We start from the raw sequence: 25,851 nt of genomic DNA, 5'->3' as shown, positions 1-25,851 counted from the left end.
GCGGCGGGCGGGTCGGCGTGAGCACCGAGACCGCGATCGCCACCGATCCGCCGACCGTCCCGCCGACGCTGAGCTGGGCGCAGGCCCGGTCCCAGGTCTACCAGGCCGGCGTCGGCGCCGCGCCGGAGCCGGTCGAGCTGCCGGTCGCCGAGGCGGACGGCCAGACCCTGGCCGAGCCGCTGACCACCCTCACCGACCTGCCCGCCTTCCCGACGTCGAGCGTGGACGGCTGGGCCGTACGCGGCGCCGCACCCTGGCGGATCGTCGGCCGGGTCCTCGCCGGTGGCACGCCCGCACCGCTGGTCGAGGACGGCACCGCCGTCGAGATCGCCACCGGTGCGATGCTGCCGGACGGTGCGGCCGGAGTGCTCCGGGTCGAGGAGTCGACGCGTACCGCCGACGGGCTGGTCGCCGGCACGCTGCGGTCGGCACCGGAGTGGCGGGCCCCGGGCGAGGAGGCGCACGCCGGGGAGGAGCTGCTGCCGGCCGGTACCCCGGTCGACCCCGGCGTGATCGGGCTGGCGGCGTCGTGCGGCTACGACGCCCTCCGGGTCCGCCGGGCGCCCCGGGCCTCCCTGATCATCTTCGGTGACGAGCTGCTCACCGCCGGCCGCCCCGGCGCCGGCCGGGTACGCGACTCGCTCGGTCCGGCCGTCCCCGCCTGGCTGCGCCGGTACGGCTGCACCATCACCGCCGCCGACGTGGTCGGTCCGGTGGCGGACACCCTGGAGGCACACGTCGAGGCGCTCCGCCAGGGTCTCGGCACCGCCGACCTGGTCTGCACCACGGGCGGCACCATGCACGGACCGGTCGACCACCTGCACCCGGCCCTGCGCGAGCTGGGCGCGGAATACGTCGTCAACACCGTGGCCGTACGCCCGGGCTTTCCGATGCTGCTCGCCCGGGTGACCGGGCCGGACGGCCGGGTCCGGTTCGTCGCCGGGCTGCCGGGCAATCCACAGTCGGCGATCGTCGCGGTCGTCTCCCTGGTCGCCCCGCTGCTGGCCGGGCTGCGCGGCCGGGTGATGCCGGAGCTGCCCCGGGTGACGCTGGCCGAGCCGGTGGCCGGGCGGGGCGACTTCACCCATCTGGCGCTGGTCCGGGTGGACCCCGCCGACAACACCGCCATTCCGGTCCGGCACGTCGGCTCGGCGATGCTGCGCGGGCTGGCCGGCGCGGCCGGGTTCGCCGTCATCGCCCCGGGCACCAAGGGCGAGCCGGGCGACCGGGTACCAGTCGTACCGTTGCCACTGCTGCCCGGAGAGCGCCCCGAGCGAGGAGTGTGAGATGAGCGTACGGAGCGAGCCCGCCGTCGACACCGAAGCCGTGCCGCCGAGCGGCCGGCTGCACACCGCCGTCGGCACCGCCCCGCTGGACCTTGCCTTCCACGAGTCCGTGGTCGCCGACGCCGCCGCCGGTGCGGTGGTCTCCTTCCAGGGCGTGGTACGCGACCACGACCACGGCCGCTCGGTGCTGCGGCTGGAATACGAGGGCCACCCGAGCGCCGCCGACGTGCTGCGGGAGGTGGCCGCCGAGATCGCGGCCGATCCGGAGGTACACGCGGTGGCGGTCTCGCACCGGCTCGGCCCGCTGGAGATCGGCGACGTGGCCCTGGTGGCGGCGGTGAGCACCGCGCACCGGGCGGCGGCCTTCACGGCCTGCGCGCGGCTGGTCGACGAGGTCAAGGCCCGGTTGCCGGTGTGGAAGCGGCAGCTCTTCGCCGACGGCACCGAGGAGTGGGTGAACTGCCCCTGACCGTCACATGGCGACCCCGTCACATGGCGACCGACGGGTCGATCCGTTACCGCTGGCCGGCGAGCCGGCGGTCGAGCCGGGCGTGCTCGACGTAGAAGGCCGGCTCCGCGCCGGGCCGCCACGGCAGCGCGGCGACCAGCACGATGATCGCCAGGGCCAGGGAGTTCTCCATCAGGGCGCCGAAGAAGCCGTCCTGGTAGTGCGACACCTCCGGCAACTGGTGCTCGTACGGCCAGATCGGTGAGATCAGGAAGAGCAGGTAGAGCCCGACCGCCGCCGCGCCGTGCCGCAGGCCGGTCAGGGTGGGGAACCAGATCGGTGCGCGCAGCCCGGTCATCCCGGCCGGGCTGGTGCCGGCCGTCGACAGTGGCGGACGCGGCCCCGGACCCCGGCTGGCCGTCCGGCGTCGACTCGCGGCGTCGGCGAGGATCACGATCGCCGGGATCACCCAGACCAGGTGGTGCGACCAGGAGATCGGGCTGATCACGTTGGTGGTGAGCCCGACCAGGGTGAAGGCGGTCAGTTCGTCGCCGTCGGCGTGCGCGTGCGAGGCGCGGGACAGCCCGAGCGCCAGCAGCAGCATCGCGAACGCGAGCCAGAGCAGGGTGGGGGTCTCGATCGAGTCGTACAGCCGGGCGAGCACCCCGGCCAGCGACTGGTTCGGCGTCATGTCCGCCGCGCCGACCCGCTCGGTCTGCCAGAGCACCGACATGAAGTAGCTGGTCGACTCGCGACCGGCGATCGCGAAGGTGCCGACGGTGACGGCGATCGCCGTGCCCACCGCGGTCATCGCGGCCCGCCACTGCCGGGTGATCAGGAGATAGACGACGAAGAGCGCCGGAGTGAGCTTGATCGAGGTGGCCAGGCCGATCCCGACCCCGGCCCAGGCGCCGCTGAAGAAGAGCCGGCGCAGCGGGCCGTCGCCGGCGGTGATCCGACTGCCACGCCGGGCCCGCCAGCGCAGCGCCACCAGGTCGGCCATGACGAGACCGAAGAGCAGCAGGTTGACCTGGCCGTAGCCGAGCGTCTCCCGGGCCGGCTCGATGGCGACCGCCATCGGCACGGCGAGACCCAGGGTGAACCAGAGCGACCAGCCGAGCCGGTCGGTGATCGGCTTGAGTAGCGCGGCGAGCACGATCGCCAGGGTCGCGACGCTGGCGACGATGTTGAGCCAGCCGGCGAGGCCGAGCGGGATGCTCGCCATCGGCAGCATGACCAGACCCGCGAAGGGTGGATAGGTGAAGCCGAGGGTGGTCCTGGGTGCGATGAAGTCGTAGAGCTCGTGTCCGCCCGCCCACCAGACCACCGCACCGTGGTAGATCTTCATGTCGAAGAAGTTGTACGGCCGTCCGAACGTGGCAATGGCGAGCCACGCGGCGTAGCAGACGACGGCGACGATGCCGATCCGTACGACTGCTCGACGGTCGATTCCACGAGCAAAGCGGCGGACTGGGGCGAGGCGGCCTAGCCGTCTTTCGACGGTCGCCGGCATGGCGTGGCCACCCCCGTACCAATGTCGGTCTTCCGCCCAGGTCCTCCAGGGAGCCTAGAACGGTGGGTCACTCGAGTGCCTCCTGCGTTATGCGACCGTGTCCGATCCCACACTGGTTCGCGACATTTCCGCCGCGTTAACGCGACGAGTGCGGTTCAGGGGATTCACAGCCGCTCAGTCAGGTGAAACTAGCATATGTCCGGCATGGACCGTGGGCCGATCGGCGATCCCGGCACCGCCTGGCAAGCGGGAACCGACCCCGGGAACCGGCTCCAGGTGCGGCGGTTCGGCGCTCAGCCAGGCAGTTTCCGGGCCGCCGTCGCGGAGCGTACGGCGATCCGCGCGTCACGCCGCGCGGTGCGCACCGCCCGGCGTACCCGTCGACGGCCGCCACCCACCGCGTGGCTGGTCCGCCAGCCCAGGCCGGGCCGGCCCTCGGTGTCGGCGGCCGCGAGCAGCAGCCCGCCCATCAGCCCGAGGTTCTTCATGAAGTGGATCTGGTGGATCCGCCGCTCTGCCGGGTCGTCCTGCTCCCAGAAGGGGTGCCCGGCGATGGTGGTCGGCACCAGCGTGCCGGCCAGCAGCCCCGCGGCCGGCCGGGTGAAGTGTCCGGTGGCCAGCAGCAGCCCGCCGAGGAGCTGGGCGGCACCGTTGATTCTGACCAGGCTGGCCGGATCGGTGGGGATCCCCTCGTGGATGCCCTGCAACAGCGGGGCGACCTTGCCCGTCACCCGCTTCGCCCGGTCCACGTGAAGTTCGGGATTGGCCACGGCGCGGGCGCCGCTGACCACGAAGATCGTGCTCAACAGGGTGCGGGCCACGGTGCGTACGGGTTTCATGGGTCAAGTCTTACCCGTCCGCGCCATGTTTCACCCGTCGAAGTGGGAGACTGGACGGCGCGGTCGCGGTACCGTCGCGAGCTGTGACAACTGTGCGGCTCCGCGCAGAGGGCTCCGCCGACGCCGTGGCGATCCGTCAACTGGTCGCCGAGGCGTTCGCCAGCCCGGAGCGCCGGCTGCCCCCAGAGGTGCAGTTGGTCGAGGCGCTGCGGGTCAGCGACGCCTGGCTGCCCGAGCTGTCCATGGTGGCCGAAGTCGACGGCGAGCTGGTCGGTTACGCCCTGCTGAGTCGGGTCGAGGTGTGGCCGGGCGGGGTACCGGCGCTGGCGCTCGGCCCGGTGGCGGTGCGGCCGGCCTGGCAGCGCCGCGGCTACGGCCAGGACGTCGTCCGGGCCGCGCTCGACGCCGCCGCCGAACTCGGCGAGCGCCTGGTGGTGGTGCTCGGCAACCCCGCCTACTACCGCCGGTTCGGGTTTTCCCCCGCCGCGCGGTTCGGGCTGACCAGCCCGTGGTCCGGGTTGGGTGATCCGTGGCAGGCGCTGGTGCTGCCCTCGGTGGACGGTTCCGACGACCCGGTGCCGAGCGGCGAGGTGACCTTCCCACCACCCTGGTCACAGGTCTGAGGTCCCGCCGGCCCGGTGGGCGGTGCCGGTCGCGGGGTCGCCGGGCGGTGCCGGTCAGGCCGGCTGGGTGCGCAGGTACCGGCCGAAGTGCGGGACCGTGAAGGCCACCGTGCCGCGCTCGCCCGAGTAGATCAGCCCCTTCTTGATCAGCGCGTCCCGGGCCGGCGAGAGGCTGGCCGGCTTGCGCCCGAGCGAGCGGGCGATCTCGGCGGTGGAGACGGCGGCGTCCATGTCGTCCCGGGGACCGCCCCCGGTGCCGTCGTCGCCGTCCGGCGCCTCGACCAGGGAGAGCGCCGCCATCGCCCGCATGTACTCCCGTTCCGCCGGGGTAGCCCGCTCGAAGCGGGAACCGAAGAACCCGACCGCCAACTCGGCCTCGGCCTCGGGCGCGGCGACCCGGACGTCGGCGGCGGTCACAGGTGACCGGGGCGCGGAGTCCCAGGTGGCCTTCCCGTACGCCTGGACGAAGTACGGATAGCCGCCGGACTTCTCGTAGAGCAGGTCGAGGGCCTTCGGCTCGTACTCGACCTGCTCCCGGGCGGCGGGGGCACAGAGCGCCTGGTCGGCGGCGATCCGGTCCAGCCGGTCGATCCGCTGGTAGCGGAAGAGCCGCTCGGAGTAGGACTTGGCGGCGGAGAGTACGGCCGGCAGGTGCGGCAACCCGGCGCCGACCACGATCAGCGGCGCGCCGAGCTGGGACAGCTCGTGGCACGCCGCGCAGAGCCCGGAGACGTCCTCGGGGCCGAGGTCCTGCATCTCGTCGAGGAAGACCGCGACCCCGGTGCCGACGTCGGCGGCGACCTCGGCCGCGTCGGTGAAGAGTTCGACGAGGTCGATCTCGATGTCGCCGGAGTCGGCCCGGCCGCTCGCCGCCGGTACGTCGATGCCGGGTTGCCAGCGGTCCCGCAGCCGGGTCGCCCCGCCACCCCGTCCCGATCCGGCCGGCGCCGAACGCAGCGCGAACGCCTTGAGTACGCCGAGGAAATCGTCGATCCGGTCGGGTGCCCGGTGCCGGGGAGCCAGTTCCCGGATCGCCATGTGCAGGGCGGCGGCCACCGGCCGGCGGATCGACTGGTCCGGCCGGGCCTCGATCTTCCCCGTACCCCACAGCCGGTTGATCGCCTGGGAGCGGAGCGTGTTGAGCAGCACCGTCTTGCCGACTCCGCGCAGGCCGGTGAGGACCAGGCTGCGTTCCGGGCGCCCCCGGGCGATCCGCTCCAGCACGACGTCGAAGACCTCGAGCTCGCGCCCCCGCCCGGCGAGTTCGGGCGGGCGCTGGCCGGCGCCCGGCGCGTACGGGTTGCGGACCGGATCCACGTATCGCACGCTATCGGGCCGTCTAGCCGGGGCGCTAGACATCCGTAGATCGGGGTAGCCGTGTCGCGCCCGGTGGTCGGGCGGGCTGGCGGCGCGGGAGGCGACCGCCCGGGCCGGAGGTCGGCGGGGCGTCGAGGGTCGTCGAGCAAAAACTAGGACCGTCTAGCGTGGATGCTAGACGGTCCTAGTTTTGCCTACCGAAGTGCGCCTGTGCTGGTCAGCGCCGCTTCAGGCAGAGGACGAAGTCGCCCAGGTCCAGCGGGTCGTCCTGTACGTAGTTGGCGTCCGCCTCCGGCGAGCCGAAGATCGGGTCGTTCTCGCACTGCTTCGGGTCGGTGGTGAACGGGATCCGGGACAGCACCTCGTAGGTGCCAGGTCCACACGCCACCTTGCGGAGCTCCGGCTCGTCATCGGTGCCGTCGTTGACCAGGCAGTCGCCCTTGACGTACCGCTCGGACGAACTCGACGGGGTGCTGGCGGGGCGGCTCGGGGTGGACCGCGCCGAACTGGTCGGAGCGGGAGCCCCGATGCCCGGGTCGGAGTCGTCGCCGGATTGGTCGACCGCCCACCAGATCCCGATGCCCCCACAGGCGCAGAGCAGCAGCAACACGATGCCGCCGACGATGAGGGCAATCTTCAGCCCGCCGCCGGACTTCGGCGGGGCGCCGGCCGGGCCGAGCGGCGCACCGGGCGGACCGTACGGGGCACCTGGCGCACCTGGCGCACCGGGCCCGCCGTACGGCGCACCCGGGGGCTGGTACTGACCTCCGCCCCCGTACGGCGCGCCGGGCGGCCCGGACTGCGGCTGGTCGGTCGCTCCCGGGTACCCGGGCTGGTACGCCCCGCCACCCGACGGCGGCTGCCCCCACTCGGGATTCGGACCGCCGCTGGTGGGCGGCTGCGGCTGCCCCCACTCGGGGCTCGGTCCGCCGCTGGTGGGCGGTTGCCCCCAGGCCGGATTCGGTCCGCCGCTGGTGGGCGGCTGCCCCCAGGCCGGATTCGGTCCGCCGCCCGACGGCGGCGGACCCCACTCCGAACCCGCTCCGCCACCCGACGGCGGCTGACCCCACCCCGGGCTGGGCGCGTCGCTCGGCTGCCCAGCCCCGGTGCCGACCGGCGGTGGGTAACCGGGGGGTGGATAGCTCGGAGCCGGTGGTGGCGGCGGATAGCCGGCGTCCGGGGCCGGCGGATAGCCGGGGCTCGGCGGCGGGGTGCCCGGTGGTGGGGGTGGATCGCCACCGGCGGGCGGGCCCGACGAGGGGGACTGATCCGGGTCTTCGGGCTGCCCTCCGGCAGGCGTTCCGTAAATCGACATGCTTCTCCAGGGTCGGGCGCGCGCTCCGACTGCGTTACGGACACCTGGGATGGCTGACGCAGGGGTCGGGGTGGGCGCGGATCGTACGCGGCAGGTCGCTCGGACCGCCGCTCATCTCGTCGGAGTGCCGGGTGGCGGCACCCCGGGAGCTATCGTTTCCGAAGACAGAGCACGAAGTCCAGTTCGTCCAGCTCGCTGTTGAAGAAGTAGAAGTTCGTGTAGTTGCGCACCTGGGCACATTTGGTCTTCGCGTCCTGGGCACCGGTGGTGGCGCCGTTGTAGCGGGCGAGCACCTCGTAGGTCTGCGGCGCGCAGCTCGTGATCGCCAGCTTCGGCGTCGCCTCCGTACCCTCGTTCCGGACGCACTGACCGGCCTTGACGAACCGCGCGTCGGTGGACGGTGCGGCCGGCGCGGTCGTCGGTGCCGACTCGGCCGGGAGGCTGGCCTGGTCGGCCGGCTCCTCGGTCTGTTCGGTGACCGGCGACTGGGCGTCCGGCGGCGGCTCGTCGCGGCCGAGCAGGTAGACGCCGATCGCCGCACCGCCGAGGACCAGTACCGCCAGCCCGACCAGGACAGCGACGAAGGACCGGTTGCCGCGCCCCTTCGGCATCGGGTCCGGTGTCGAGGTGGACCATGACGGGTCCGGGGCTGGCGTTGCCCACACCGGGTCGGCGTCGGAGGCGGTCCAGCCGCCCGGCGGCGGAGCGTACGGCGCGGACCCGCCGGAGTGGTGCGGCGGCGGAGCGTGGCCGACGTCGTGCCGCCGGGTCGGTGCATAGCCGGCGCCCGGCGCGCCCGAGGGCGGCGCCGCGCCGGGCCCGGCCGGCCCGGGATATCCGGCCGGATAGCCGGGGTGGCTGACCGGCGAACCGGGGCCGCCCGGTGGCGCCGACGGCTGCCCGCCTCCCCAGTGGCCCGCCCCGCCCGCCTGGTCCTGCTCGCCCCAGGGGTCGACCGGCTGGCCGTACTCGTCGGTGGTCTGCCGGTCCGGGTCGTTCCACGGCTGCGACGGACCGGGGTACGGTCCGCCGGGCGGTCCGTAGTTGGCCATCGACTGTCCTCCTGGTACGGATCGGTGAGAGGCTCGCCACTCGCCTGGGACGAGCCTGCTGTGGCCACCGTAGCGTGACCCTCCGATGACCTCACCTCCCGGAAGCGCGCCAACCTCGCCGGCCGGGGCCGCCTCGGTCGAGCCGGAACGCGTCGCGCTGGTCGAGGTCGAGCGTGCCGCGCCGGTCGAGTGCTCGGAGATGCCGGCCGGGCCGGTCGACCGGACCGCCGTGCCGGCCGGTCCCGCCCCGGCGCCGCCGACCCGCTCGGCACTGAACCTTTTTCAACCTGAACCGCGCGGCGCTCGGGCACCGCGTCCGACCTTGCGGTCCGTCGGACCGCAAGGGGAGGTTGAAAAAGGTTCACTCATCTGGGTCGCGCTGGGCATCGTCTATCTGGTCTGGGGCTCCACCTACCTCGGCATCCGGGTCACCGTGGAGACGCTGCCACCGCTGCTGTCGGCGGCCGCCCGGTTCGTGGTCGCCGCCGGGGTACTGGCGGTGGTACTGCGGCTGTGGCGCGGCCCCGGCGTACTGCGGGTGACCCGGCGCCAACTGGGCAGCACCGCGCTGGTCGGCGTACTGCTGCTGGCCGGCGGGAACGGGCTGGTGGTGCTGGCCGAGTCGGGGCCGCCGTCGATCGCGGTCCCCACCGGGGTCGCCGCGCTGCTCGTCGCCATGGTGCCGCTGCTGGTGGTGGTGCTCCGGGCCGGCACCGGCGACCGGCCCAGGCTGGCCACCCTGCTCGGGGTGAGCGCCGGCTTCGCCGGTCTGGTGCTGCTGGTACTGCCGACCGGAGGCGCCGGCGCGGCCCCGATCGTCGGGGCGCTGACCGTGGTCGGTTCCGCCGTCTCCTGGTCCGTCGGCTCGTTCCTGTCCGGCCGGCTCGACATGCCCGGCGACCCGTTCGTGGCCACCGTCTATGAGATGCTCGCCGGCTCGGCCGCGCTGGCCGTACTCGGTGTCGCCCGGGGCGAGACGCACGGCCTCGACCTCGGCGCGGTCACCACCCGCTCGTGGCTGGCGCTCGGCTACCTCACCCTGGCCGGGTCGCTGGTCGCGTTCACCGCGTACGTCTGGCTGCTGCGCCACGCGCCGATCTCGCTGGTGTCGACGTACGCCTACGTCAACCCGGTGGTCGCGGTCACCCTCGGCGCGCTGCTGCTCGACGAGTCGGTGACCGGGCGGGTGCTGCTCGGCGGTGCGGTGATCGTGCTCGGCGTCGCCCTGGTCGTCTCCACCGAACGCCCACACTCCTCGGCCGGCACCCGTCCGGCCGGCACCGCGACCCGGGGGCGGGGCGGGACGTGACACCGGGCGTGGTGGCGGCGGCCGGGCTTCTCGGAGTCCTGCTCGGACCGCTGCTGCGCCGGCAGATCTTCCGGTACGCCGTGCCCGGGGCGGGACGGCGGACTCCGCAGACCCGCCCGGACCGCCCCGACGTCGCCGGTCAGCGGGACGGTGCCGGTCAGCGGGACGGTGCCGGTCTTGCAAGGCCGGAGGACCGTGCCGGGCGGACGGGCCGGCGCGACTGCCCGCACTGCGCGGCGGTGCTCGGCACGCCGACCCGGCGGAACCCGCTCGGCGTACTGCCGCCGACCGGGCGCTGTCCGCACTGCCGGGGAGTGGTCGGCCCGCGCCCGGGGCTGGTCGAGGTCGTCGCCGCGACCGGGTACGCCGCGCTCGCCGCCCGGGTCGACGGGGTACTCCCGTTGCTGGCCTACGCCTGGCTCGCCGGCTTCGGCATCGTGCTCGGCTTCGTCGACGTCGCGGTACGGCGGCTTCCCGACCGGCTGACCCTGCCGGCGGCGGCCGGTGCGGCCGGGCTGCTCGGCGCGGCCGCGCTCACCTCCGGCCAGTTCGGCCGGTACGCGGTGGCGGCGGCCTGCGCGCTGGCGCTGGCCGGGGCGTACCTCGGGCTGGTCCTGCTCGCGCCCGGCGGGCTGGGGCCGGGGGACGCCAAGCTCGCCCTGGGGCTCGGCCTCGCCACCGGCTGGTACGGCTGGGACACCGCGTTCTCCGGCGCGCTGGCCGGCCTGCTGCTGGCCAGCGGGTACGCCGCCGTGCTGCTCCGGCTGCGCCGGATCGACCGCCGCGACCACCTGCCGCACGGCCCGGCGATGCTCACCGGCACGCTGGGCGCGGTACTCCTCGCCGCCTGAGCCACGCGCCGCACCACCGGTGAGCCCGGTCCCCGGTCGGGGCGGCTCAGAGCAGCCGGAGTTGGCGGTCCTTCGGGCGCCGGGGTGCGTTGTCGCCGAGCCGTTCGAAGAGGCCGGCGTCGATCGCGTCGAGGAACGGCGAGGGTACGCAGTCCCGCTCCTGGCCGTGCCGCAGCCGCCGGCCCACGTGGCTGAGGTAGAGCCGGTCCTGTGCCCGGGTCAGCCCGACGAAGAAGAGCCGGCGCTCCTCCGCCACCTCCTCCTCGCTCGGTGTCGAGCCGGGGAAGCGCAGCGGCAGCAGCCCGTCCTCGCAGCCGGGCAGGAAGACCACCGGGAACTCCAGGCCCTTGGCGGCGTGCAGGGTGAGCAGGGTGACCGCCTCCGCGCGCGGGTCGAGCGCGTCGACCTCGGCCCCAGTGGCCAACTGGGAGAGGAACAGCTCCAGGTCGTCGCCGCAGCGCCGGGCCAGCGGGGTGAGCAGGTCGGCCGCGGTCCAGATGTCGTCCGGGCCGATCCCGCCGGTGGCGTCCAGGGTCGGGGTGGCGTGCCGCTCGGCGAGTACCTGCCCGGCCAGGCGTACCCGGGCGGCGACCGAGCCGCCGAGGCCGTCGGCGTGCCGCAGCTCGCGGGCGATCACCGAGACGCCGGGCCGGTCCCGCAGCCGGTTGTGCGAGCGCTTCTGCACCGGGATGTTCGCCCGGGCCAGCGCGTCCAGGATCGGTGCCGCCTGGGCGTCGGTGCGGTACAGCACCGCGATGTCGGAGAAGGACACGTTGCTGGTCCGGCCGTCGATCCGACCGGAGTCGAGGGAGCGGTGCGACAGCCCGCCGACGAGGTCGTCGACGGTGCGTACCACGAAATCGGCCTCGTCCGCGACGGAGGCCGCCGGATAGCGGCCGACCAGCGGCGCCTCCGGGTCGAGCCGGGCCGGGTCGAGCCGGCGGCCCCGGACCAGGGTGGACGGCGCGATCGCCTGTACGGCGGCGGCCAGGATCGGCGCCGACGAGCGGTAGTTGCGGGTCAGCCGGACCAGCCGGGCGTCCACGAAGTCCTGCGAGAACCGCAGGAAGTACGCCACGTCGGCGCCCCGGAACGAGTAGATCGCCTGGTCCGGGTCGCCGATCGCGCAGAGGTTGCCGTCGGCCGGGCTGAGCAGCCGGAGCAGTTCGTATTGCGTGGCGTCCACGTCCTGGTACTCGTCGACGAAGATCCACCGCCACCGGTCCCGGTAGCGCGCGACCAGCTCCGGGTCGTCGCGCAGCAGCGTCACCGGCAGGCCGACCAGCTCGTCCAGGTCGACCAGGTCCTGGCCGCGCAGCAGCTTCAGGTAGGTCGCGTCGTCGTCGCCGGCCTCGGCCCGCGCGGTTGCCCGCTCGGTGTCGTCGGCGATCCGGAAGTCGTCCGGCAGCCCGGCGGCCCGGGCGTTCTCCCGCAGGATGGTCAGGCCGAGCGAGTGGAAGGTGCCGACGGTGACGTCCTCGGCGACCGGCCCGAGCAGCCCGTCCAGCCGGTGCCGCAGCTCCTCGGCGGCGCGCCGGGTGAAGGTGATCGCCAGGCAGTGTTCCGGATAGACGTTCAGCTCGGCGCAGAGGTACGCGATCCGGTGGGTGAGGGTACGGGTCTTGCCGGTGCCGGGGCCGGCCACGATCAGCAGTGGCCCGCCCGGGGCGGAGGCGGCGACCCGCTGCATCGCGTCGAGCCGGTCCAGCAGCCCGGTGCCCACCTCCTCCATGCCGGCGAGCATCGGCTCGAACGGCTCGTGCGGCGAGGGCGGCGGGGCGAGCGGCGGCGCGGGTTCGGCCGGCGGGGTGGCGGCCCGGGGCCGGCGGCGCGGCTCGGCCGGGGCGTCCGGCGCCGGCTGCGTCGGGCGGGCGGCCCGGACCGGCGCCTTCGGCTCCGCGGGTGGTCGCTGTCGCGGCACGGGTACGTCGAAGAGCGCGTCCGCGAAGAGCGTCTCCGCCTGCCCACCGCCCCGACCGGCACCGCCGGAGCCGGACGACAGCTCACCGGGCTCGAAGAGGGTGATCACGCCGTACTCGCCGTCGTAGCCGGGGATCCGGCGTACCTGGCCGCGCCGGAGTCGGGTGATCGCCTCGGCGAGCAGTTCGCCGCCGACCCGGCGGATCTCCTCCACCGGCGTGACGGTGAGGATGTCCAGTTCGGCGCCGAGGCCGGCGACCAGGGTGTTGAGCTGTCCCTCCACCGTCTTCGACTTCGGACCGACCTTGTTGATCTCGCCCAGGATCTCGGCGAGCTGGATCAGGTGGGTGACCTGCGGCGCGTTCGCCGGCCGGTGCCCGTCCGGCCGGTCGGCCAGGTCCTCGACCCGGCTCAGTACGCCGACCGTGAGCGGCTTGCCGCACTCCGGGCAGCGCCCGCCCGCCTCCCTGGTCCGCTCGGGCTCCCAGTTCACCCCGCAGAGCCGGTGCCCGTCCGCGTGGTACTTCCCCTCCTCGGGGAAGAACTCGATGGTGCCCCGCAACCCGTCCCCGGTACGCAGCGCCGCCCGCACCGCGTAGTAGTCGAGGTCGGTGGCGAAGACGGTGGCCTCCCGGGCCAGGGCCGGCGGGGAGTGCGCGTCCGAGTTGGAGACCAGCCGGTAGCGGTCCAGACTGGACACCCGCCAGTTCATCTCGGGGTCGGAGGAGAGCCCGGTCTCGACCGCGAAGATGTGCTCGGCGAGGTCGGCGTAGCAGTCCGCGATCGCGTCGAAGCCGGATTTCGAGCCGAGCGCGGAGAACCACGGGGTCCAGATGTGCGCCGGGACGAGGTAGCCGTCCGGGCTGGCCTCCAGGGTGATTTCCAGCAGGTCCCGGGAGTCCAGGCCGAGAATCGGCCGCCCGTCGGAGCCGATGTTGCCGATCCGGCCGAGTGTGGCGTTGAACCGGGCCACCGCGTCCAGGTCGGGCAGGTAGATCAGGTGGTGCACCTTGCGGGTCCGGTCGTCCCGCTTGTAGATGGTGGAGATCTCGACGCTGAGCATGTAGCGCATCGGGCTCGCCTCGGCGACGCTGGCCAGCCGGGGCGGCAGCCGGCGGGCGATGTCCCGCTCCGCCTCCGGGCTGAGCCGGTAGAGCCCCGGCTCGGCCGGGTGCAGCGTCTCGCGCAGGTGCTCGTACCAGGCGGGGTGGGTGAAGTCACCGGTGCCGAGCAGGCTGATTCCCTTGCGCCGGGCCCACCAGGCGAGGTTCGGCATGGTCAGGTCACGGCTGCACGCGCGGGAGTATTTCGAGTGGATGTGCAGGTCCGCGACGAAGGGCACGGCGGCGGAGGGGGAGCCGTCAGCGGGTGCGGCGCGCAACGGAGACACGCCGCATCCTGTCACGGCCTCACCTGTGGGCGCGTGTCGCCACGCGAGAGTGTGATTTCCCGCCCGCCGCCGCGGCCGTCCCGCCGCTGCCGGCAACGGCGGCGTGCCGAGGTTGCGGTCACAGCCGGCGGGGCAGGTCCTGATCGCCGGGCTTGACGCCGGTGTGCACGAGGTCCCAGGCCACGATTCCGGCCAGGATCGCGACGATCGATCCGGCGAGGAGCACCACGGAGTGCCCGGCCAGTACCGGCGTGGCGGCGACCAGCGCGAGAATGCCGGCCAGTCGTGGGGCGGCGACCCCGACGAACTCGTGTCGCCCGAGCAGCGCGTGCCCGGCGAGGAAGAGCACCGGACCCGCGACGAAGACCGGGACCTCGAACGGGGGCGCCGTGCCGATCGGATCCGCTATCAGCCTGCCGGCCGCCGTGGTGGTGGCGACGACCCCGGCCACCATGACCAGGTCCGCGAGGCCGGCCTCCCGGGGGCGGACCCTGGGATCCGGCGCTGCGGCGAAGCTCGGTGCGAGCCTCTCCCGAATCCGGTGGAAGTAGATCCAGTAGAGCAACACGGTGATCGCGAACGACAAGACGAACGCGACGCCCCGGTGGGGGGTGAAGTCGCTGTTGTGGAAGGCCAGGCCGCTGACCGCGACGGTCTGGCCCAGCGCGATGATGATGAACTGCCGGTAGCGTTCGGCGAAGTGTTCGCTGGCGAGGTTCAGTTCCCTGGCCGGAGTGCGGCCGATTCCCGGAGCGGGCCAGCCGATGAGGGCGCAGACGTAGTCGATTGTGATGGCGAGGCCCCAGAGGGCGAACCGGGCGTCGCCCTCGACGAACGCGCCGGCCAGCCAGGGCACGGCGGAGACGGCGAACCAGAAGACGGCCCGCAGCGGCCGGAGGCCGAGCTCGTCGTGTCGCAGGACGTAGGCCATGATCGAAGCGCGGCCGAGGTTGATGGCGAGGTAGCTGACCACGAAGAGCAGGCCGCGATGCTCGAACGCCTCCGGGATGGCGGTGGAGAGCGCCAGCGCACCGAACATCGACCCGATGACCAGCAACTGGAGGCTGATGGCCCGGGAGTCGATGCTGTCGGTGAGCAGGTTGGTATATGCCCAGACCCACCAGATGGCCATGAGGATCAGCAGGGTCTGGGCGGCGCCGACCCAGTGCAGGCGGTTGGTCAGCATCTCCGCGAGCCGGAACAGGCTGAACACGTAGACCAGGTCGAAGAAGAGTTCGACGAACGTAATCGGCTTCGGGCGGTGCAGGTCGCGGACGAGTTTGGACCGCCTGCCCCGGGTCATCCGCCTGCCTCGCCCGCTTTCCGAGGATCTCTCCCGTCGACGGTGGGGGTGAACACCCAAAATATCCGAGGACATGGGGTTGACGAGGCGAAAAGACCGATCCCGACGTCGTCGTGGGTCCGGACGGTGCTGCCCGGATCGCCGTCGGTGCCGGGTCAGGCTGAACGTAGCTCGACCAGGGTCACCTGAGGTGGGGCGCCGACCCGGACCGGCGGCCCCCAGAACCCGGCGCCGTTGGTGACGTAGATCTGGGTGCCGCCGATGGTGGCGTGCCCGGAGACGACCGGCTGTTGCAACCCGACCAGCAGGTTGAAGGGCACGATCTGGCCGCCGTGGGTGTGCCCGGAGAGTTGCAGGTCGACGCCGTGCCGCGCCGCCTCGTGCACGTTGACTGGCTGGTGCGCGAGCAGCACCACCGGCCGGCTCGGGTCCCGGCCGCCCAGCGCCGCCGCGAAGTCGGGGCCCGCGCCGTTGCCCAGCCCTTCCCCGGTCGGGTCGTTCACCCCGGCGACGTCGAGGGCGCCGCCCCGGGCCAGGATCTCCTCGCGCCGGTTCTGCAACACCCGCAGCCCGAGCCGGTCCAGCTCGACCACCCACTCCTCGACCCCGGAGTAGTACTCGTGGTTGCCGGTGACGAAGAAGCTGCCGTACCGGGACCGGAGGTCGTGCAGGGGTGCCGCGGCGGGGCCGAGTTCGCCGACGGTGCCGTCGACGAGGTCACCGACCACCGCCACCAGGTCGGCGTCGAGCCGGTTGATGATCGACACGATCCGCTCGGTGTGCGCCCGGCCGGTCAGCGGTCCGATGTGGATATCGGAGACGGTGGCGATCCGCAGCCCGTCCATGCTCCGGGGGAGCTTGGCCAGCGGGATCTGGACCCGGTCGAGCTGCGGCGGGCCGAGGGCGGTGCGCACGCCGTACCCGACGACCCCGGTCGCGGTGAGCCCGGCGAAGATCGCGGCGCCCCGGGCGAGCAGCAGCCGGCGGCCCGGATCGTGGTCCGGTGCCGGCGGTGCGGCCGGGACCGGCGGTGGCGTGGCGGTCGGGGGCGGCCCGGACGGCGTCGCGGCGATCAGCGCCGGCTCCCGGTCGGGGGCCGCGTCGGTCGGCGGTACGCCACCGATCGGCCGACCCGGAGCAGCGGCTCCGGCCTCCGCACCGCCGGCAGCCGCACCGTCGGACTCGGCCGCGGCCGGGGCGGCCGCCGGTACGGCCACCCGGGTGCGGCGCAGCGCCAGCCTGGCCGCCAGCATCGGGATCTCCAGTACGGCCAGCAGGACGAGCAGGTAGAACATCACGGCCAGCCAGAGATAGCCCGGCCAGGCCAGCCAGTAGAAGCCCTGCTGGGTGCCGACCAGTGTCGCCGGGGTGAGCAGGGCCAGCACCAGCACGGCCACGCCGCCGACCCGGCGCCAGCGCCCCGGCCGGGTGGTGTCCCGGACCAGCCGCTTCCAGAGGTAGAGATGGATCAGGCCGGTGACCAGCGCCAACGTCCCCGCGAAGCCGAGCACCCCGAACAAGCTCGTGCCCTCCTCAGCCGCCCGCGAACGGCGGCAGGACGTCGACCGTCGCACCGACCGGCAGTGGCGCCTGCCGGTCGTGCCAGGCGACGCCGTCGACCAGGAAGCTCGCCATTTCGAGCACGGTGGCCAGCCGCTCGCCGTGCCGGTCGACCAGCTCACCGGCGAGCTGGTCGAGGCTGCCGCCGCCCGGCACGGTCTCCTCCGGTACGCCGGCAGCGGCCCGCGCGGCGGCGAAGTAGCGTACGACCAGGGCGGGTGTGGAGGTCATCGTCAGCCGCCGATCGCCGACATCGGCCGGGCCGGTTGGAGGAACGTCGGGTCGTCGATGCCGTGCCCGGCCCGCTTGCCCCACATCGCCGTCCGCCACCGGTCGGCGAGTTCGTCGTCGGAGGCGCCGCCGCGCAGCGCCGTCCGCAGGTCGGACTCGTCGGTGGCGAAGAGGCAGTTCCGGACCTGCCCGTCGGCGGTGAGCCGGGTCCGGTCGCAGTCCCCGCAGAACGGCCGGGTGACGCTGCCGATCACGCCGACCCGGGCCGGCCGGCCGGCGGCATCCGTCCAGCCCTGCACCAGCCAGGTCTCGGCCGGCGCCCCGCCCCGCTCGGCGGGATCGGGCAGCAGGGTGAACTCGGCCCGCAGCGCGGCGAGGATCTCCTCGGCGGTGACCATGGTCGACCGGTCCCAGCCGTGCTGGGCGTCCAGCGGCATCTGCTCGATGAAGCGGAGCTGATAGCCGTGGGTGAGCGCGAAGCGGAGCAGTTCCGGCGCCTCGGCGTCGTTGACCCCGCGCATCAGCACCGAGTTGATCTTCACCGGGGTCAGCCCGGCGGCCACCGCCCCGGCCAGCCCGGCCAGTACGGCGTCCAGCCGGGGTCGCCGGGTCAGCTCGGTGAACCGGGTCGGGTCGAGGCTGTCCAGCGAGACGTTGACCCGGTCGAGCCCGGCCTCGCGCAGCGGCCCGGCGAGCCGGTCGAGCCCGATCCCGTTGGTGGTCAGCGAGAGCACCGGCCGGGGCGAGAGTGCGGCGACGGCGGCGATGATGCCCGGCAGCCCGGGGCGGATCAGCGGCTCGCCGCCGGTGAACCGGACCTCGGTCACCCCGAGCAGGCGTACCGCGATGCCGACCAGGCGGACGATCTCGTCGTCGGTCAGCACCTCCGACTTCGGCAGCCAGGGCAGCCCCTCGGCCGGCATGCAGTAGGTGCACCGCAGGTTGCACCGGTCGGTGAGCGAGACCCGCAGGTCGGTCGCGGCCCGGCCGTACCGGTCGACGAGGCCCCCGACGTCCGGCCGGTCCGCCGACGTCCGGTCCGGTGCTCCGCCGGATCGAACGGGAATGGTCATCGCTCGACGGTAGCGCGTCAGACCGACAGTGCGGCGCGAGCCGCCCCACCTACCGCATCCCGGTACGCCGCGCCGAAGAGCGCGGTGTGCACCAGCAGCAGGTGGAGCTGGTGCACCGGCACCCGTTCCCGCCAGCCGTCGGCCAGCGGCCACACCTCCTGGTAGGCGTCCACGATCGTGTCCAGGTGCGGGGCACCGCCGAAGAGGGCGAGCTGGGCCAGGTCGGTCTCCCGGTGCCCGCCGTGCGCCGCCGGGTCGACCAGCCAGACCCGCCCGTCGGCGCCCCACAGCAGGTTGCCCGGCCACAGGTCACCGTGGATCCGGGCGGGCGGCTCGGCACCGCCGTACTCCTCGATCCGGGAGATCACCCGCTCCACCAGGGTGACCTCGGCCGCGGCGAGCGCGCCGTTGTCGACCGACTGCCGCAGGTAGGGCACGAGCCGGTGCTCGCCGAACCAGACCGGCCACGGGCCGGCGGAGAGGGTGTTGTCCTGCGGCAGCGCCCCGACGAAGCCCGGCCAGTCCGCCCCGAAGGTGTCCGCGCCGGCCCGGTGCAGCGCGGCCAGCTCGGCGCCGAACCGCCGGGCCGCCGTCGGGGTCGGGTCGCCCGGCTCCACCCACTCCAGGGCCAGCAGCTCCGGCAGCGCCGCGATCACCTCCGGCACCGGCACCGTGCCGGCCGCGCGCAGCCAGCGCAGCCCGGCCGCCTCGGTGGCGAAGAAATTCTCGGGTACGGCCTCCGTCGCACCCTCCGGCCAGGACTTGGCGAAGACGGAGTTGCCGTCGTCCAGGGTGAGCCGGGTGGCGGCGCAGATGTCACCCCCGGGCACCGGCGTCTCCCGGATCCGCTGGTGGGTGAGGAAGAGCGGAAGCTGCCCGGGATGCTCCCGCAGGTACGCCAGGTCCATCTGGGCAAGGTAACTGTTCACCCGCCGCTTCTGGCCAACCAGGTGTCGCGGTGCCGCGATCGGGAGTACATATGAGGGCGTGGCCGCCACCGCGATCCGACCGTACCGGCCGGCCGACCATCGGGCCGGTCGGCGGCTCTGGGCCGAGCTGACCGAGCAGCACCGCGAGTTGTACGAGGATCCGACCTTCGGCGGCGCCGACCCGGGCGCGGCGTTCGAGGAGTACCTGACCCGGCTGGACCTCTCCGGAGTGTGGGTGGCGGAGCGGGGCGACGCCGGGGTGGTCGGGCTGATCGGCCTGATCATGGACGGCCTGGACGGCCGGGTCGAACCGGTGGTGGTGACCGCGCCGCTACGGGGTCAGGGGATCGGCCGGGCGCTGCTCGACCAGGTGGCCGAGGAGGCCCGGCGGCGCGGGCTGGCCCGGCTCACGGTGAAGCCGCAGTCCCGCAACGTGGAGGCGCTGCGCTGCCTGCGCGGCGCCGGCTACGACGTGCTGTCGGCGATCGAGCTGACCGTCGAGCTGCGGCCGGGCTCGGGTGCCCGCCGTGGGTCGGTCGAGCTGCACGGGCAGCAGTTCCACACCTGAGCGGCGGCTCTCGCCGCCCGCCCTTCCGGACGTCCGTCGCCGCCCCCAGGCATATGTCCGGCGAGCGTGATACCACCATGTCATCGTGATGACACGGCGGTATCAGGCGCGCACCGCTACCGCCGGCGGGCGAGGTCCGCGACGAAGGCGGTAGCGGCTCGGGGTCCACTCCGCCTCGGCGACCGCTGCGCGCCACGCAGGCCGCCTGCCGCCTCAACGGTAGGATGAAAGTATGACCGTGAAGCTCAGCATCAGCGTGCCCGACGATGTCGCCGCCTACCTGCACAGCCAGGGCAACGCGTCTGCCGCCGTTGTCGATGCTGTCCGACGTGTCCTTCCGGAAGCGCGCCGGGCGCGTCAGCGGGAAGCGGCCCAGGCGTACGGGGAGTACCTGCGTCGGCGGTCCGTCCGGCATTCCGAGGACGAGCGGGCGCTGATCGAGGAGAGCAACGACATCGCCTTGCGTGACTCGCAGTGGTGAGGCGCGGGCAGATCTGGACCCTGCTGCGCGGTGGTAGCCAGCATCGAGTGCTGGTGATCAGCAACGACGAGTACAACAGCGTCGAAGAACTCGCCATCTGGGCGCTGACCGTCGTCCGGGACGTACCGCATCCAAACCATCTGGTGGTACGCCTGGATGACGACGACCCGCTCACCGGAGCGTGCGTCAGGATCCACAGCGTCGTGCAGATCCTGGACCGGAGCGCGCTCCGCGACAACCACGGCTTCGTCTCGCACACCACGATGAGCACTGTCGAAACCGCGTTGCGGGAGTTCCTTGAGCTGCCGTAGCAGCGGGGACGTCTCCCGACGCCGCTCAGCGACGTCGGGCCAGATCGGTGATGAAGGCGTGCCAGGTGGCAGGAGTGAAGGAAAGCGTGCCGCCGTCGCGGTCCTTGCTGTCCCGCACGAGTACGCGTCCTGGCAGGTTGTCGGCCACCTCAAGGCAGTTGCCGCCGTTCGGGGTGGAGCGCGTGCTCTTACGCCAGGCGGCGTCGGTCATGTCCATGACTTTGCCACTTCCTTGAGCAGGTCCAGGGATTGGCGAGCTGGCAATGCTACTGCGCTGACACTATCCCAGACCTCGTGCAGGCTGGCCACCTGGTTCGCGCTGGTTACCGGCTGTCCTTCCAGGTGGTTGTCGAGATACCCGACGTCCTCGGCATCGGTGAAGCTGGCGAGCGCCAGTGGGCCACCCCAGCCGAGATGAGCCGGTGCGTCGAGCGGAACGATGCGGATGGTGATATTGGGCCGCTCGGTGAGCGTGATGAGATGGCGGATCTGCTCTGCCATGATCTCTGCCTCGCCGCGCCGCAGCGCCAACTCCTCGATGATGGCCGAGATGCGAGGTGGATTGGGACGATCAAGAGCCGCTTGTCGACCTATCCGAATCTGGATCATATGCTCCAACTCGTCGGGCTGAAGAGGGCTGCATGACAGCACCATCCGTGGCATACCGTTCGGTCTGAAAGAGCCCGGGGATCACGAGCGCATCGTACAGTCGCAGGGCGGTGGCCTTCTCCTCGTACTCCAGCCAGGGGCGTAACCACACCGGGGCGAGTTCCTGCTTGACGAAGCTCTCGTAGAAGACCGCCAGCGACGTGCCGTACTCGTTGTCGACGGCCTGGAGATAGTCGAGCTTCGCCGGCCGGGCACCCCGCTCGACGGCGCTCACGTGCTGCGACGAGAAGTAGATCCGTGATCCCCACTCGCCCTGGCTGAGTCCCTCGACCGCCCGCCGGCGGCGCAGTTCCCATAGCAGAAACTCGCTGGCTGACATGCTCATCCGCGCTCTCCGACTCTCTACGAAAGGTGCTCGATTCTCTACGCCCCAATACCTCCGCAGCCGGCCCGACCACCCGGCCGCCGCCCATCTTCCCGGGTCAGTCATCCCGCGTCCAGAGTGGAAGGCAGGCGCATTCGTCCGGATCCCCCGCACGATTCCCGAAAGGACGGACGGATGTGCGCGGGGGTGGCATCGAGGTGTACGCCCGCGACGCCACCCCCGCATCCATCGCAACCCGCCGGGCGGAGGAAGGCATCATGAAATGGCGATCTCGATCAGATCCCGAACACCGCCGGGACTGGCGCCGACTGTGGCGCTACTGCCGTTGCGGACTTCGTTGGCGCTGCCCCGACTCGATCACACCCGCGCCGTACCCGATGTCGCGCCTGCGGGCCAGGAACTCCCGGTGGTGAGCCGCCGGCCGTACGCCCGGTTCCGGCCGCACACGCCGATCCGCCCGCTGTTCCGCTGCCGGGAGTGCGGCGGACCCTGGCCGTGCCAGCCCGCCCGGCTGGTGCTGCTGGCGATGTACCGGGACGACCGGCATCGGCTGGCCGTCTTCCTGGCCAGCCGGTTGCTGGCCGCGATCGAGGACCAGCCCGGCCGGAAGCCGATGGATCTCGCCGCACGGTTTCTGGGCTGGCTTCCGTCGGCATCGACGAAATGCGATACATCTGGCGGCGGGTCGCACTTGCCGGCTGAGCAGCGGAACTACGAAGAGTAGCTGTGGATAACCGTGGACGTGTCGTCCACAGGTGGCCAATCGGGTACCCGGTCATCGCTGCCGCCTCGGCACGCTGCCCGCCATGACCCCGATCGATCGAGCCGTCCTCGCCGTCCGCTCGACCACCGACCTGCTCGCCGCCGTGCCATACCTGCTCGGCTTCCACCCGGCCGACAGCCTGGTGGTGATGGCGCTGCGCGGCAACCGGGTCGTCTTCGTCGCCCGTGGCGACCTGCCCGGCACCACCGCCGGCCCGGCGGCCACCGTCGAGGTCGGCGAGGCCGCCGCGCAGGTCGCGGCGGTCGTCGCCCGGCAGCGTGTCGAGACCACGACCGTCATCGGGTACGGCGGACCGGCCCGGGTCACCCCGGCGGTCGATGCGGTGACCGCCGCCCTCGGCCGGGTCGGGCTGCCGGTGCTCGAAGCGCTCCGGGTGACCGGGGACCGCTACTGGTCCTACCTCTGCGGAGACGCCGACTGCTGTCCGGCCGAGGGGCGGCCGTTCGACTCCTCGACCAGCCAGCTCGCCGCGGCGGCCACCTTCGCCGGTCAGGTCGCACTCCCCGACCGGGACGCCCTGGTCCGGCGGATCGCCCCGGTCGACGGCCCGGCCCGGGACGCCCTGCGGGAAGCGGCCAGGAAGGCGGAGTCCCGCCTCGGCACGCTGCTGGAGAAGGCCCCGCCCGGGGATCCGCAGGGCCGCCGGGCGCTGCGCCGGGCCGGCCGCACGACGGTACGCAGGGCGATGCATCGATACCGTACCGGCGGTCAACTCACCGACGACGAGGTGGCCTGGCTCAGTCTGCTCCTGGTGTACCTGCCGGTTCGGGACGACGCCTGGCGGCGGACCGGTGGCGAGGAGTGGCATCTCGCGCTCTGGACGGACGTGCTCCGTCGGGCCGAGCCGGAACTGGTGCCCGCCCCGGCCAGCCTGCTCGGCTTCGCCGCCTGGCGGGCCGGGCAGGGCGCCCTGGCCAGCGTGGCGGTGGAACGCGCGTTGCAGGCGCAGCCCGGCTACTCGTTCGCCCAGCTCCTCGCCGAGGCGTTACAGGCCGGGATCGGCCCCTCCGTACTCGACGACTGGCTCGACTCCGACCGCGACGACTCGTCGCCCTGTCCCGGTGACGAGCGGCGATGACGGCGGGATCTCGGGTGGGATCCGGTGGGCGCACAGGCGGGGCAGCTCGACAGTCCGCACCGCAGACACTCCGCACTCGCCGGAGCCGAGCGTGGAAGTGCGGGTCAGAGGGTGATCCGGGTGTCTCCGGCGTACACGTTCATGGTGCCGCCCCGGAGGAAGCCCACCAGCGTCATCCCGGCCTCGGTCGCCAGTTCGGCGGCGAGGGTGCTCGGCGCGGAGACGGCGGCGAGCAGCGGGATGCCGGCCATCCACGCCTTCTGGGTCAGCTCGAAGCTGGCCCGGCCGGAGACCAGCAGCAGGTGCCCGCGCAGCGGCAGCCGCTGCTCCCGGACCGCCCAGCCGATCACCTTGTCGACCGCGTTGTGCCGGCCCACGTCCTCGCGCAACACCACGAGTTTCCCGTCGGCGCTGAACAGCCCGGCGGCGTGCAGCCCGCCGGTACGGTCGAAGCCCCGCTGGGCGGCCCGGAGCTGGTCCGGCAGATCGGCGAGGGTACGTGCCGGCACGGTGACCGGGTCCGTCGACACGTCGTGCCGGGACCGGGTCCGGACGGCGTCGATGCTGGCCTTGCCGCACACTCCGCACGAACTGGTCGTGTAGAAGTTCCGGGCCGGATCGGTGGTCGGTGCCGGTACGTCGTCGGCGAGGACGATGTCCACCACGTTGTAGGTGTTCGGGGTGTCGGTGCCGGCGCAGAGCTGCGCCGTGCGTACGTCGTCGGCGGTCCGGATGATCCCCTCGGTGACCAGGAACCCGATCGCCAGGTCGATGTCGTCGCCGGGGGTACGCATTGTTACCGCCAGCGGGGCACGCCGGTTTGGCCCGGCCGGACCCACCCGGATCTCCAGCGGCTCCTCGGCGGCGAGGTTGTCCTGCCGGCGCACCGAGACCCGACCGCCCGCCGCGACGGAGTCCAGGTCTATCCGCAGCACACTCCGCCGACCACTGGCTCGTCCCATGCCCACAATCCTGCCTCGCGGCCCGTCGCCCACCGCCGCAAGCCCCGGTTACCGTTACCGCCATGACCGGAACAGGGCCGTCGACCACGCCGGAATCGGCCGAGCCCGTCTCCATCGCGTCCGTCGCGGCCCAGCCCGCTGCGCCCGCGTCCGTCGCGGCCCAGCCGGACGGGGGCGGGTTCGCGGCGGTGGTGCTGGCCGGTGGGGCGGCCCGCCGGATGGGTGGTGCCGACAAGCCGGCGCTGCCGGTGGGCGGTCGCCCGATGGTGGACCGGGTGCTCGCGGCGGCCGCCGACGCCGACCTCCGGGTCGTGGTCGGCCCGGCCGGCGAGCTACCGGCCGGCGTTCGGGCGACCCGGGAGCAGCCGCCCGGTGGCGGACCGGTCGCCGCGCTCGCCGCCGGACTGGCCCTGCTCCCCGGCACCACGCCGCCCGACACATCCGACACGGCGCCGCCCGACACATCCGACACGGCGCCGCCCGACACATCCGACACCGGCACCGTCGCGCTGCTCGCCGCCGACCTGCCACTGCTGACCACCGACGCGGTGCGTCAGCTCCGTACCGCGCTGTCCCGGGCACCCGGTGTCGACGGCGTGGTCTACGTCGACAACGCCGGACGGGCGCAGTTTCTCTGCGGGGTCTGGCGGGTCGCTCCGCTGCGGGCCGCGTTGACCCGACTGGCCGCCGGTCGCGACGGCATCCTCACCGGTACGTCGATGCGCGCCCTGATCGCCGAGCTGACCGTGACCGCGCTGGCGTGGCGGGGGACGGGGCCGCCACCATGGTTCGACTGCGACACTGAGGACGACGTACGCCGGGCAGAGGAGTGGATCAGGTGAACGCGATGGACCGCTGGGTGGCGGCGGCGTGTGCCGAACTCGACGTCGATCCGGCGCAGGTCGACGTGCCCCGGGTACTCGACCTGGCCCGCGACGTGGCGCACAACGTACTCCGGCCCGGCGCTCCGGTCACCGCGTACCTGCTCGGGCTCGCGGTCGGCCGCGGCGCGGACCCGGCCGTCGCGGCCGCCAACCTCGCCGATCTGGCCGCCCGCTGGTCGTCGGAGAACGGCGACCCCGACGACTAGGCCGGATCCGGCGACGACTCGCGGCGGAGCCGGCCGAGTTCGGTCATCCGCTCGGCCATCCACCGGCACCAGCGGATCCGGGGCGGTGTGCCGGCCAGCGCCAGCTCCAGGGTCGCGAAGGCGCCGAATTGCGGATGGAGTGGATCGTCCGCGTGCCGGGACAGCAGGTCGGCGTGCTGTTCCTGGAAGGCGTCCAGCCGGCGCTGGTACGTCTCGGCCTCGGCGAGATAGAACTCCCGCATCCCGTCCGGATCGGCGGCGGCCAGCGCGTACGTCTTGAGGAGTGCCTCGTCCCGGAACGCCCGGGGTGCGGGCGGCTCGACCAGCCAGGCGGCCAGCGCCTCCCGGCCGGCGGCGGTGAGTCGGTGTGTCTTGCGCTGCCGTGGACCCGGCCCGGCCTCGGCGTCGTGCTCGATCAGCCCACTCGCCGACAGCCGGGCCAGCTCGGGATAGATCTGGCTCTGCTGGGCGGTCCAGTAGTAGCCGATCGGCTTGCGCATCCGCTGGACCAGTTCGTAACCGGTGAGCGGGCCACGGTGGAGAGCGCAGAGCAGGGCATAACCCAGCGCACTGACGGTAGCCAAACTGTTATCTCCCGGAGCGGCTTTGCTATGTCAATTTTGA

At 73.1% G+C, this 25,851-nt stretch carries 28 protein-coding genes; 12 read left to right on the top strand and 16 right to left on the bottom strand.

The window, feature by feature from the left end; all coding sequences use genetic code 11:
- The first annotated feature begins 17 nt into the window (after positions 1 to 17).
- Positions 18 to 1,286 (top strand): molybdopterin molybdotransferase MoeA, encoded by a 1,269-nt coding sequence (locus AAH979_RS12100; RefSeq protein WP_346258162.1) that lies wholly within the window; start codon positions 18 to 20, stop codon positions 1,284 to 1,286.
- Position 1,287: 1 nt separating this feature from the next.
- A complete protein-coding gene (locus tag AAH979_RS12095) occupies positions 1,288 to 1,755 on the top strand; it encodes a molybdenum cofactor biosynthesis protein MoaE (protein WP_346258161.1) in 468 nt (155 codons plus the stop codon).
- Between the two features lie 46 nt (positions 1,756 to 1,801).
- Here AAH979_RS12095 and AAH979_RS12090 read toward each other — a convergent pair whose 3' ends face one another.
- Both AAH979_RS12090 and AAH979_RS12085 read right to left on the bottom strand, forming a co-directional pair.
- Positions 1,802 to 3,247 (bottom strand): glycosyltransferase 87 family protein, encoded by a 1,446-nt coding sequence (locus AAH979_RS12090; protein ID WP_346258160.1) that lies wholly within the window; start codon positions 3,245 to 3,247, stop codon positions 1,802 to 1,804.
- A gap of 293 nt (positions 3,248 to 3,540) precedes the next feature.
- The gene (locus AAH979_RS12085) at positions 3,541 to 4,086 is read right to left on the bottom strand and encodes a DoxX family membrane protein (protein ID WP_346258159.1); all 546 of its coding nucleotides are present in this window, start codon (positions 4,084 to 4,086) and stop codon (positions 3,541 to 3,543) included.
- Positions 4,087 to 4,169: 83 nt separating this feature from the next.
- Between AAH979_RS12085 and AAH979_RS12080 the strand changes: the two genes are divergently transcribed.
- On the top strand, positions 4,170 to 4,709 hold the full coding sequence (locus AAH979_RS12080; RefSeq protein ID WP_346258158.1) for an N-acetyltransferase: 540 nt from the start codon (positions 4,170 to 4,172) through the stop codon (positions 4,707 to 4,709).
- A gap of 54 nt (positions 4,710 to 4,763) precedes the next feature.
- Here AAH979_RS12080 and AAH979_RS12075 read toward each other — a convergent pair whose 3' ends face one another.
- The 3 genes from AAH979_RS12075 to AAH979_RS12065 form a co-directional block, all read right to left on the bottom strand.
- Positions 4,764 to 6,026 carry an ATP-binding protein gene (locus AAH979_RS12075; RefSeq protein WP_346258157.1) on the bottom strand — a complete coding sequence of 421 codons (1,263 nt, stop codon included), beginning with the start codon at positions 6,024 to 6,026 and terminating at the stop codon, positions 4,764 to 4,766.
- A 217-nt stretch (positions 6,027 to 6,243) separates the two neighbouring features.
- Positions 6,244 to 7,341 (bottom strand): hypothetical protein, encoded by a 1,098-nt coding sequence (locus AAH979_RS12070; RefSeq protein ID WP_346258156.1) that lies wholly within the window; start codon positions 7,339 to 7,341, stop codon positions 6,244 to 6,246.
- A 149-nt stretch (positions 7,342 to 7,490) separates the two neighbouring features.
- A complete protein-coding gene (locus tag AAH979_RS12065; RefSeq protein WP_346258155.1) occupies positions 7,491 to 8,393 on the bottom strand; it encodes a flagellar basal body protein FliL in 903 nt (300 codons plus the stop codon).
- Between the two features lie 85 nt (positions 8,394 to 8,478).
- On the opposite strand from AAH979_RS12065, the gene AAH979_RS12060 reads away from it, so the two are divergent.
- Positions 8,479 to 9,702, top strand: a complete 1,224-nt coding sequence (locus AAH979_RS12060) for an EamA family transporter (protein WP_346258154.1) — start codon at positions 8,479 to 8,481, stop codon at positions 9,700 to 9,702.
- Positions 9,699 to 10,553 (top strand): A24 family peptidase, encoded by an 855-nt coding sequence (locus AAH979_RS12055; protein ID WP_346258153.1) that lies wholly within the window; start codon positions 9,699 to 9,701, stop codon positions 10,551 to 10,553. The genes AAH979_RS12060 and AAH979_RS12055 overlap by 4 nt, the downstream gene beginning before the upstream one ends.
- A 46-nt stretch (positions 10,554 to 10,599) precedes the next feature.
- On the opposite strand, the gene AAH979_RS12050 is transcribed toward AAH979_RS12055, so the two are convergent.
- From AAH979_RS12050 to AAH979_RS12025, 6 genes are all read right to left on the bottom strand, one after another.
- Positions 10,600 to 13,863 carry a UvrD-helicase domain-containing protein gene (locus AAH979_RS12050; protein ID WP_346258152.1) on the bottom strand — a complete coding sequence of 1,088 codons (3,264 nt, stop codon included), beginning with the start codon at positions 13,861 to 13,863 and terminating at the stop codon, positions 10,600 to 10,602.
- A gap of 118 nt (positions 13,864 to 13,981) precedes the next feature.
- Positions 13,982 to 15,166 (bottom strand): low temperature requirement protein A, encoded by a 1,185-nt coding sequence (locus AAH979_RS12045; protein ID WP_346258151.1) that lies wholly within the window; start codon positions 15,164 to 15,166, stop codon positions 13,982 to 13,984.
- 155 nt (positions 15,167 to 15,321) lie between these two features.
- Entirely contained in the window at positions 15,322 to 16,686 is a 1,365-nt protein-coding gene (locus AAH979_RS12040; protein ID WP_346258150.1) for a metallophosphoesterase, read from the bottom strand.
- A gap of 13 nt (positions 16,687 to 16,699) precedes the next feature.
- On the bottom strand, positions 16,700 to 16,957 hold the full coding sequence (locus AAH979_RS12035) for a MoaD/ThiS family protein (RefSeq protein WP_346258149.1): 258 nt from the start codon (positions 16,955 to 16,957) through the stop codon (positions 16,700 to 16,702).
- A 2-nt stretch (positions 16,958 to 16,959) separates the two neighbouring features.
- Positions 16,960 to 18,030: a GTP 3',8-cyclase MoaA gene (gene moaA, locus AAH979_RS12030; protein ID WP_346258148.1), complete on the bottom strand. Its 1,071-nt coding sequence runs from the start codon at positions 18,028 to 18,030 to the stop codon at positions 16,960 to 16,962.
- Positions 18,031 to 18,047: 17 nt separating this feature from the next.
- Positions 18,048 to 18,938 (bottom strand): fructosamine kinase family protein, encoded by an 891-nt coding sequence (locus AAH979_RS12025; protein ID WP_346258198.1) that lies wholly within the window; start codon positions 18,936 to 18,938, stop codon positions 18,048 to 18,050.
- Positions 18,939 to 19,017: 79 nt separating this feature from the next.
- Between AAH979_RS12025 and AAH979_RS12020 the strand changes: the two genes are divergently transcribed.
- The 3 genes from AAH979_RS12020 to AAH979_RS12010 all read left to right on the top strand — a co-directional run bounded on the left by AAH979_RS12020 (position 19,018) and on the right by AAH979_RS12010 (position 20,319).
- A complete protein-coding gene (locus tag AAH979_RS12020) occupies positions 19,018 to 19,527 on the top strand; it encodes a GNAT family N-acetyltransferase (RefSeq protein WP_346258147.1) in 510 nt (169 codons plus the stop codon).
- Between the two features lie 232 nt (positions 19,528 to 19,759).
- Positions 19,760 to 20,008, top strand: a complete 249-nt coding sequence (locus tag AAH979_RS12015; RefSeq protein WP_346258146.1) for a hypothetical protein — start codon at positions 19,760 to 19,762, stop codon at positions 20,006 to 20,008.
- Positions 20,005 to 20,319, top strand: a complete 315-nt coding sequence (locus AAH979_RS12010; protein WP_346258145.1) for a type II toxin-antitoxin system PemK/MazF family toxin — start codon at positions 20,005 to 20,007, stop codon at positions 20,317 to 20,319. Before AAH979_RS12015 ends, AAH979_RS12010 begins: the two co-directional genes overlap by 4 nt.
- A gap of 25 nt (positions 20,320 to 20,344) precedes the next feature.
- Here the strand turns inward: AAH979_RS12010 and AAH979_RS12005 are convergent, their stop codons facing one another.
- Genes AAH979_RS12005 through AAH979_RS11995 form a run of 3 tightly spaced genes read right to left on the bottom strand, consistent with a single transcriptional unit; the run spans position 20,345 to position 21,313 of the window.
- The gene (locus AAH979_RS12005; protein ID WP_346258144.1) at positions 20,345 to 20,536 is read right to left on the bottom strand and encodes a DUF397 domain-containing protein; all 192 of its coding nucleotides are present in this window, start codon (positions 20,534 to 20,536) and stop codon (positions 20,345 to 20,347) included.
- Complete coding sequence (locus tag AAH979_RS12000) at positions 20,527 to 20,928, bottom strand: DUF5753 domain-containing protein (protein ID WP_346258143.1); 402 nt, start codon at positions 20,926 to 20,928, stop codon at positions 20,527 to 20,529. Before AAH979_RS12000 ends, AAH979_RS12005 begins: the two co-directional genes overlap by 10 nt.
- A complete protein-coding gene (locus AAH979_RS11995) occupies positions 20,891 to 21,313 on the bottom strand; it encodes a Scr1 family TA system antitoxin-like transcriptional regulator (protein ID WP_346258142.1) in 423 nt (140 codons plus the stop codon). The genes AAH979_RS12000 and AAH979_RS11995 overlap by 38 nt, the downstream gene beginning before the upstream one ends.
- A 325-nt stretch (positions 21,314 to 21,638) precedes the next feature.
- On the opposite strand from AAH979_RS11995, the gene AAH979_RS11990 reads away from it, so the two are divergent.
- On the top strand, positions 21,639 to 22,037 hold the full coding sequence (locus tag AAH979_RS11990; protein ID WP_346258141.1) for a hypothetical protein: 399 nt from the start codon (positions 21,639 to 21,641) through the stop codon (positions 22,035 to 22,037).
- 82 nt (positions 22,038 to 22,119) lie between these two features.
- The gene (locus AAH979_RS11985) at positions 22,120 to 23,175 is read left to right on the top strand and encodes a DUF4192 domain-containing protein (protein ID WP_346258140.1); all 1,056 of its coding nucleotides are present in this window, start codon (positions 22,120 to 22,122) and stop codon (positions 23,173 to 23,175) included.
- A gap of 104 nt (positions 23,176 to 23,279) precedes the next feature.
- Here the strand turns inward: AAH979_RS11985 and fdhD are convergent, their stop codons facing one another.
- The gene (fdhD, locus tag AAH979_RS11980; protein ID WP_346258139.1) at positions 23,280 to 24,137 is read right to left on the bottom strand and encodes a formate dehydrogenase accessory sulfurtransferase FdhD; all 858 of its coding nucleotides are present in this window, start codon (positions 24,135 to 24,137) and stop codon (positions 23,280 to 23,282) included.
- A gap of 218 nt (positions 24,138 to 24,355) precedes the next feature.
- Here fdhD and AAH979_RS11975 point away from each other — a divergent pair, with 218 nt between their 5' ends.
- Together AAH979_RS11975 and AAH979_RS11970 are read left to right on the top strand one after the other, a co-directional pair.
- Positions 24,356 to 24,979 (top strand): NTP transferase domain-containing protein, encoded by a 624-nt coding sequence (locus AAH979_RS11975; protein WP_346258197.1) that lies wholly within the window; start codon positions 24,356 to 24,358, stop codon positions 24,977 to 24,979.
- Positions 24,976 to 25,227 (top strand): DUF6457 domain-containing protein, encoded by a 252-nt coding sequence (locus AAH979_RS11970; RefSeq protein ID WP_346258138.1) that lies wholly within the window; start codon positions 24,976 to 24,978, stop codon positions 25,225 to 25,227. The genes AAH979_RS11975 and AAH979_RS11970 overlap by 4 nt, the downstream gene beginning before the upstream one ends.
- Here AAH979_RS11970 and AAH979_RS11965 read toward each other — a convergent pair.
- Positions 25,224 to 25,811 carry a PadR family transcriptional regulator gene (locus tag AAH979_RS11965; protein ID WP_346258137.1) on the bottom strand — a complete coding sequence of 196 codons (588 nt, stop codon included), beginning with the start codon at positions 25,809 to 25,811 and terminating at the stop codon, positions 25,224 to 25,226. The two genes, AAH979_RS11970 and AAH979_RS11965, sit on opposite strands and share 4 nt — an antisense overlap.
- Positions 25,812 to 25,851: the final 40 nt, after the last annotated feature.

It is taken from the genome of Plantactinospora sp. ZYX-F-223 (assembly GCF_039649625.1).
In the GTDB taxonomy this organism is placed as follows: Bacteria; Actinomycetota; Actinomycetes; order Mycobacteriales; family Micromonosporaceae; genus Plantactinospora.
The sequence above is the reverse complement of the archived record's forward strand: the minus strand, read 5'-3'. Positions and strand labels throughout refer to the sequence as shown.

What these genes read in the sequence shown, in the direction of transcription:
- AAH979_RS12095 (WP_346258161.1), top strand. Translation starts at nt 1,288, where the DNA reads ATGAGCGTACGGAGCGAGCCCGCCGTCGACACCGAAGCCGTGCCGCCG.
- AAH979_RS12090 (WP_346258160.1), bottom strand. Translation starts at nt 3,247, where the DNA reads ATGCCGGCGACCGTCGAAAGACGGCTAGGCCGCCTCGCCCCAGTCCGC.
- AAH979_RS12085 (WP_346258159.1), bottom strand. Translation starts at nt 4,086, where the DNA reads ATGAAACCCGTACGCACCGTGGCCCGCACCCTGTTGAGCACGATCTTC.
- AAH979_RS12070 (WP_346258156.1), bottom strand. Translation starts at nt 7,341, where the DNA reads ATGTCGATTTACGGAACGCCTGCCGGAGGGCAGCCCGAAGACCCGGAT.
- AAH979_RS12065 (WP_346258155.1), bottom strand. Translation starts at nt 8,393, where the DNA reads ATGGCCAACTACGGACCGCCCGGCGGACCGTACCCCGGTCCGTCGCAG.
- AAH979_RS12060 (WP_346258154.1), top strand. Translation starts at nt 8,479, where the DNA reads ATGACCTCACCTCCCGGAAGCGCGCCAACCTCGCCGGCCGGGGCCGCC.
- AAH979_RS12045 (WP_346258151.1), bottom strand. Translation starts at nt 15,166, where the DNA reads ATGACCCGGGGCAGGCGGTCCAAACTCGTCCGCGACCTGCACCGCCCG.
- AAH979_RS12035 (WP_346258149.1), bottom strand. Translation starts at nt 16,957, where the DNA reads ATGACCTCCACACCCGCCCTGGTCGTACGCTACTTCGCCGCCGCGCGG.
- moaA (WP_346258148.1), bottom strand. Translation starts at nt 18,030, where the DNA reads ATGACCATTCCCGTTCGATCCGGCGGAGCACCGGACCGGACGTCGGCG.
- AAH979_RS12025 (WP_346258198.1), bottom strand. Translation starts at nt 18,938, where the DNA reads ATGGACCTGGCGTACCTGCGGGAGCATCCCGGGCAGCTTCCGCTCTTC.
- AAH979_RS12015 (WP_346258146.1), top strand. Translation starts at nt 19,760, where the DNA reads ATGACCGTGAAGCTCAGCATCAGCGTGCCCGACGATGTCGCCGCCTAC.
- AAH979_RS12005 (WP_346258144.1), bottom strand. Translation starts at nt 20,536, where the DNA reads ATGGACATGACCGACGCCGCCTGGCGTAAGAGCACGCGCTCCACCCCG.
- AAH979_RS12000 (WP_346258143.1), bottom strand. Translation starts at nt 20,928, where the DNA reads ATGATCCAGATTCGGATAGGTCGACAAGCGGCTCTTGATCGTCCCAAT.
- AAH979_RS11995 (WP_346258142.1), bottom strand. Translation starts at nt 21,313, where the DNA reads ATGAGCATGTCAGCCAGCGAGTTTCTGCTATGGGAACTGCGCCGCCGG.
- AAH979_RS11985 (WP_346258140.1), top strand. Translation starts at nt 22,120, where the DNA reads ATGACCCCGATCGATCGAGCCGTCCTCGCCGTCCGCTCGACCACCGAC.
- fdhD (WP_346258139.1), bottom strand. Translation starts at nt 24,137, where the DNA reads ATGGGACGAGCCAGTGGTCGGCGGAGTGTGCTGCGGATAGACCTGGAC.
- AAH979_RS11975 (WP_346258197.1), top strand. Translation starts at nt 24,356, where the DNA reads ATGGGTGGTGCCGACAAGCCGGCGCTGCCGGTGGGCGGTCGCCCGATG.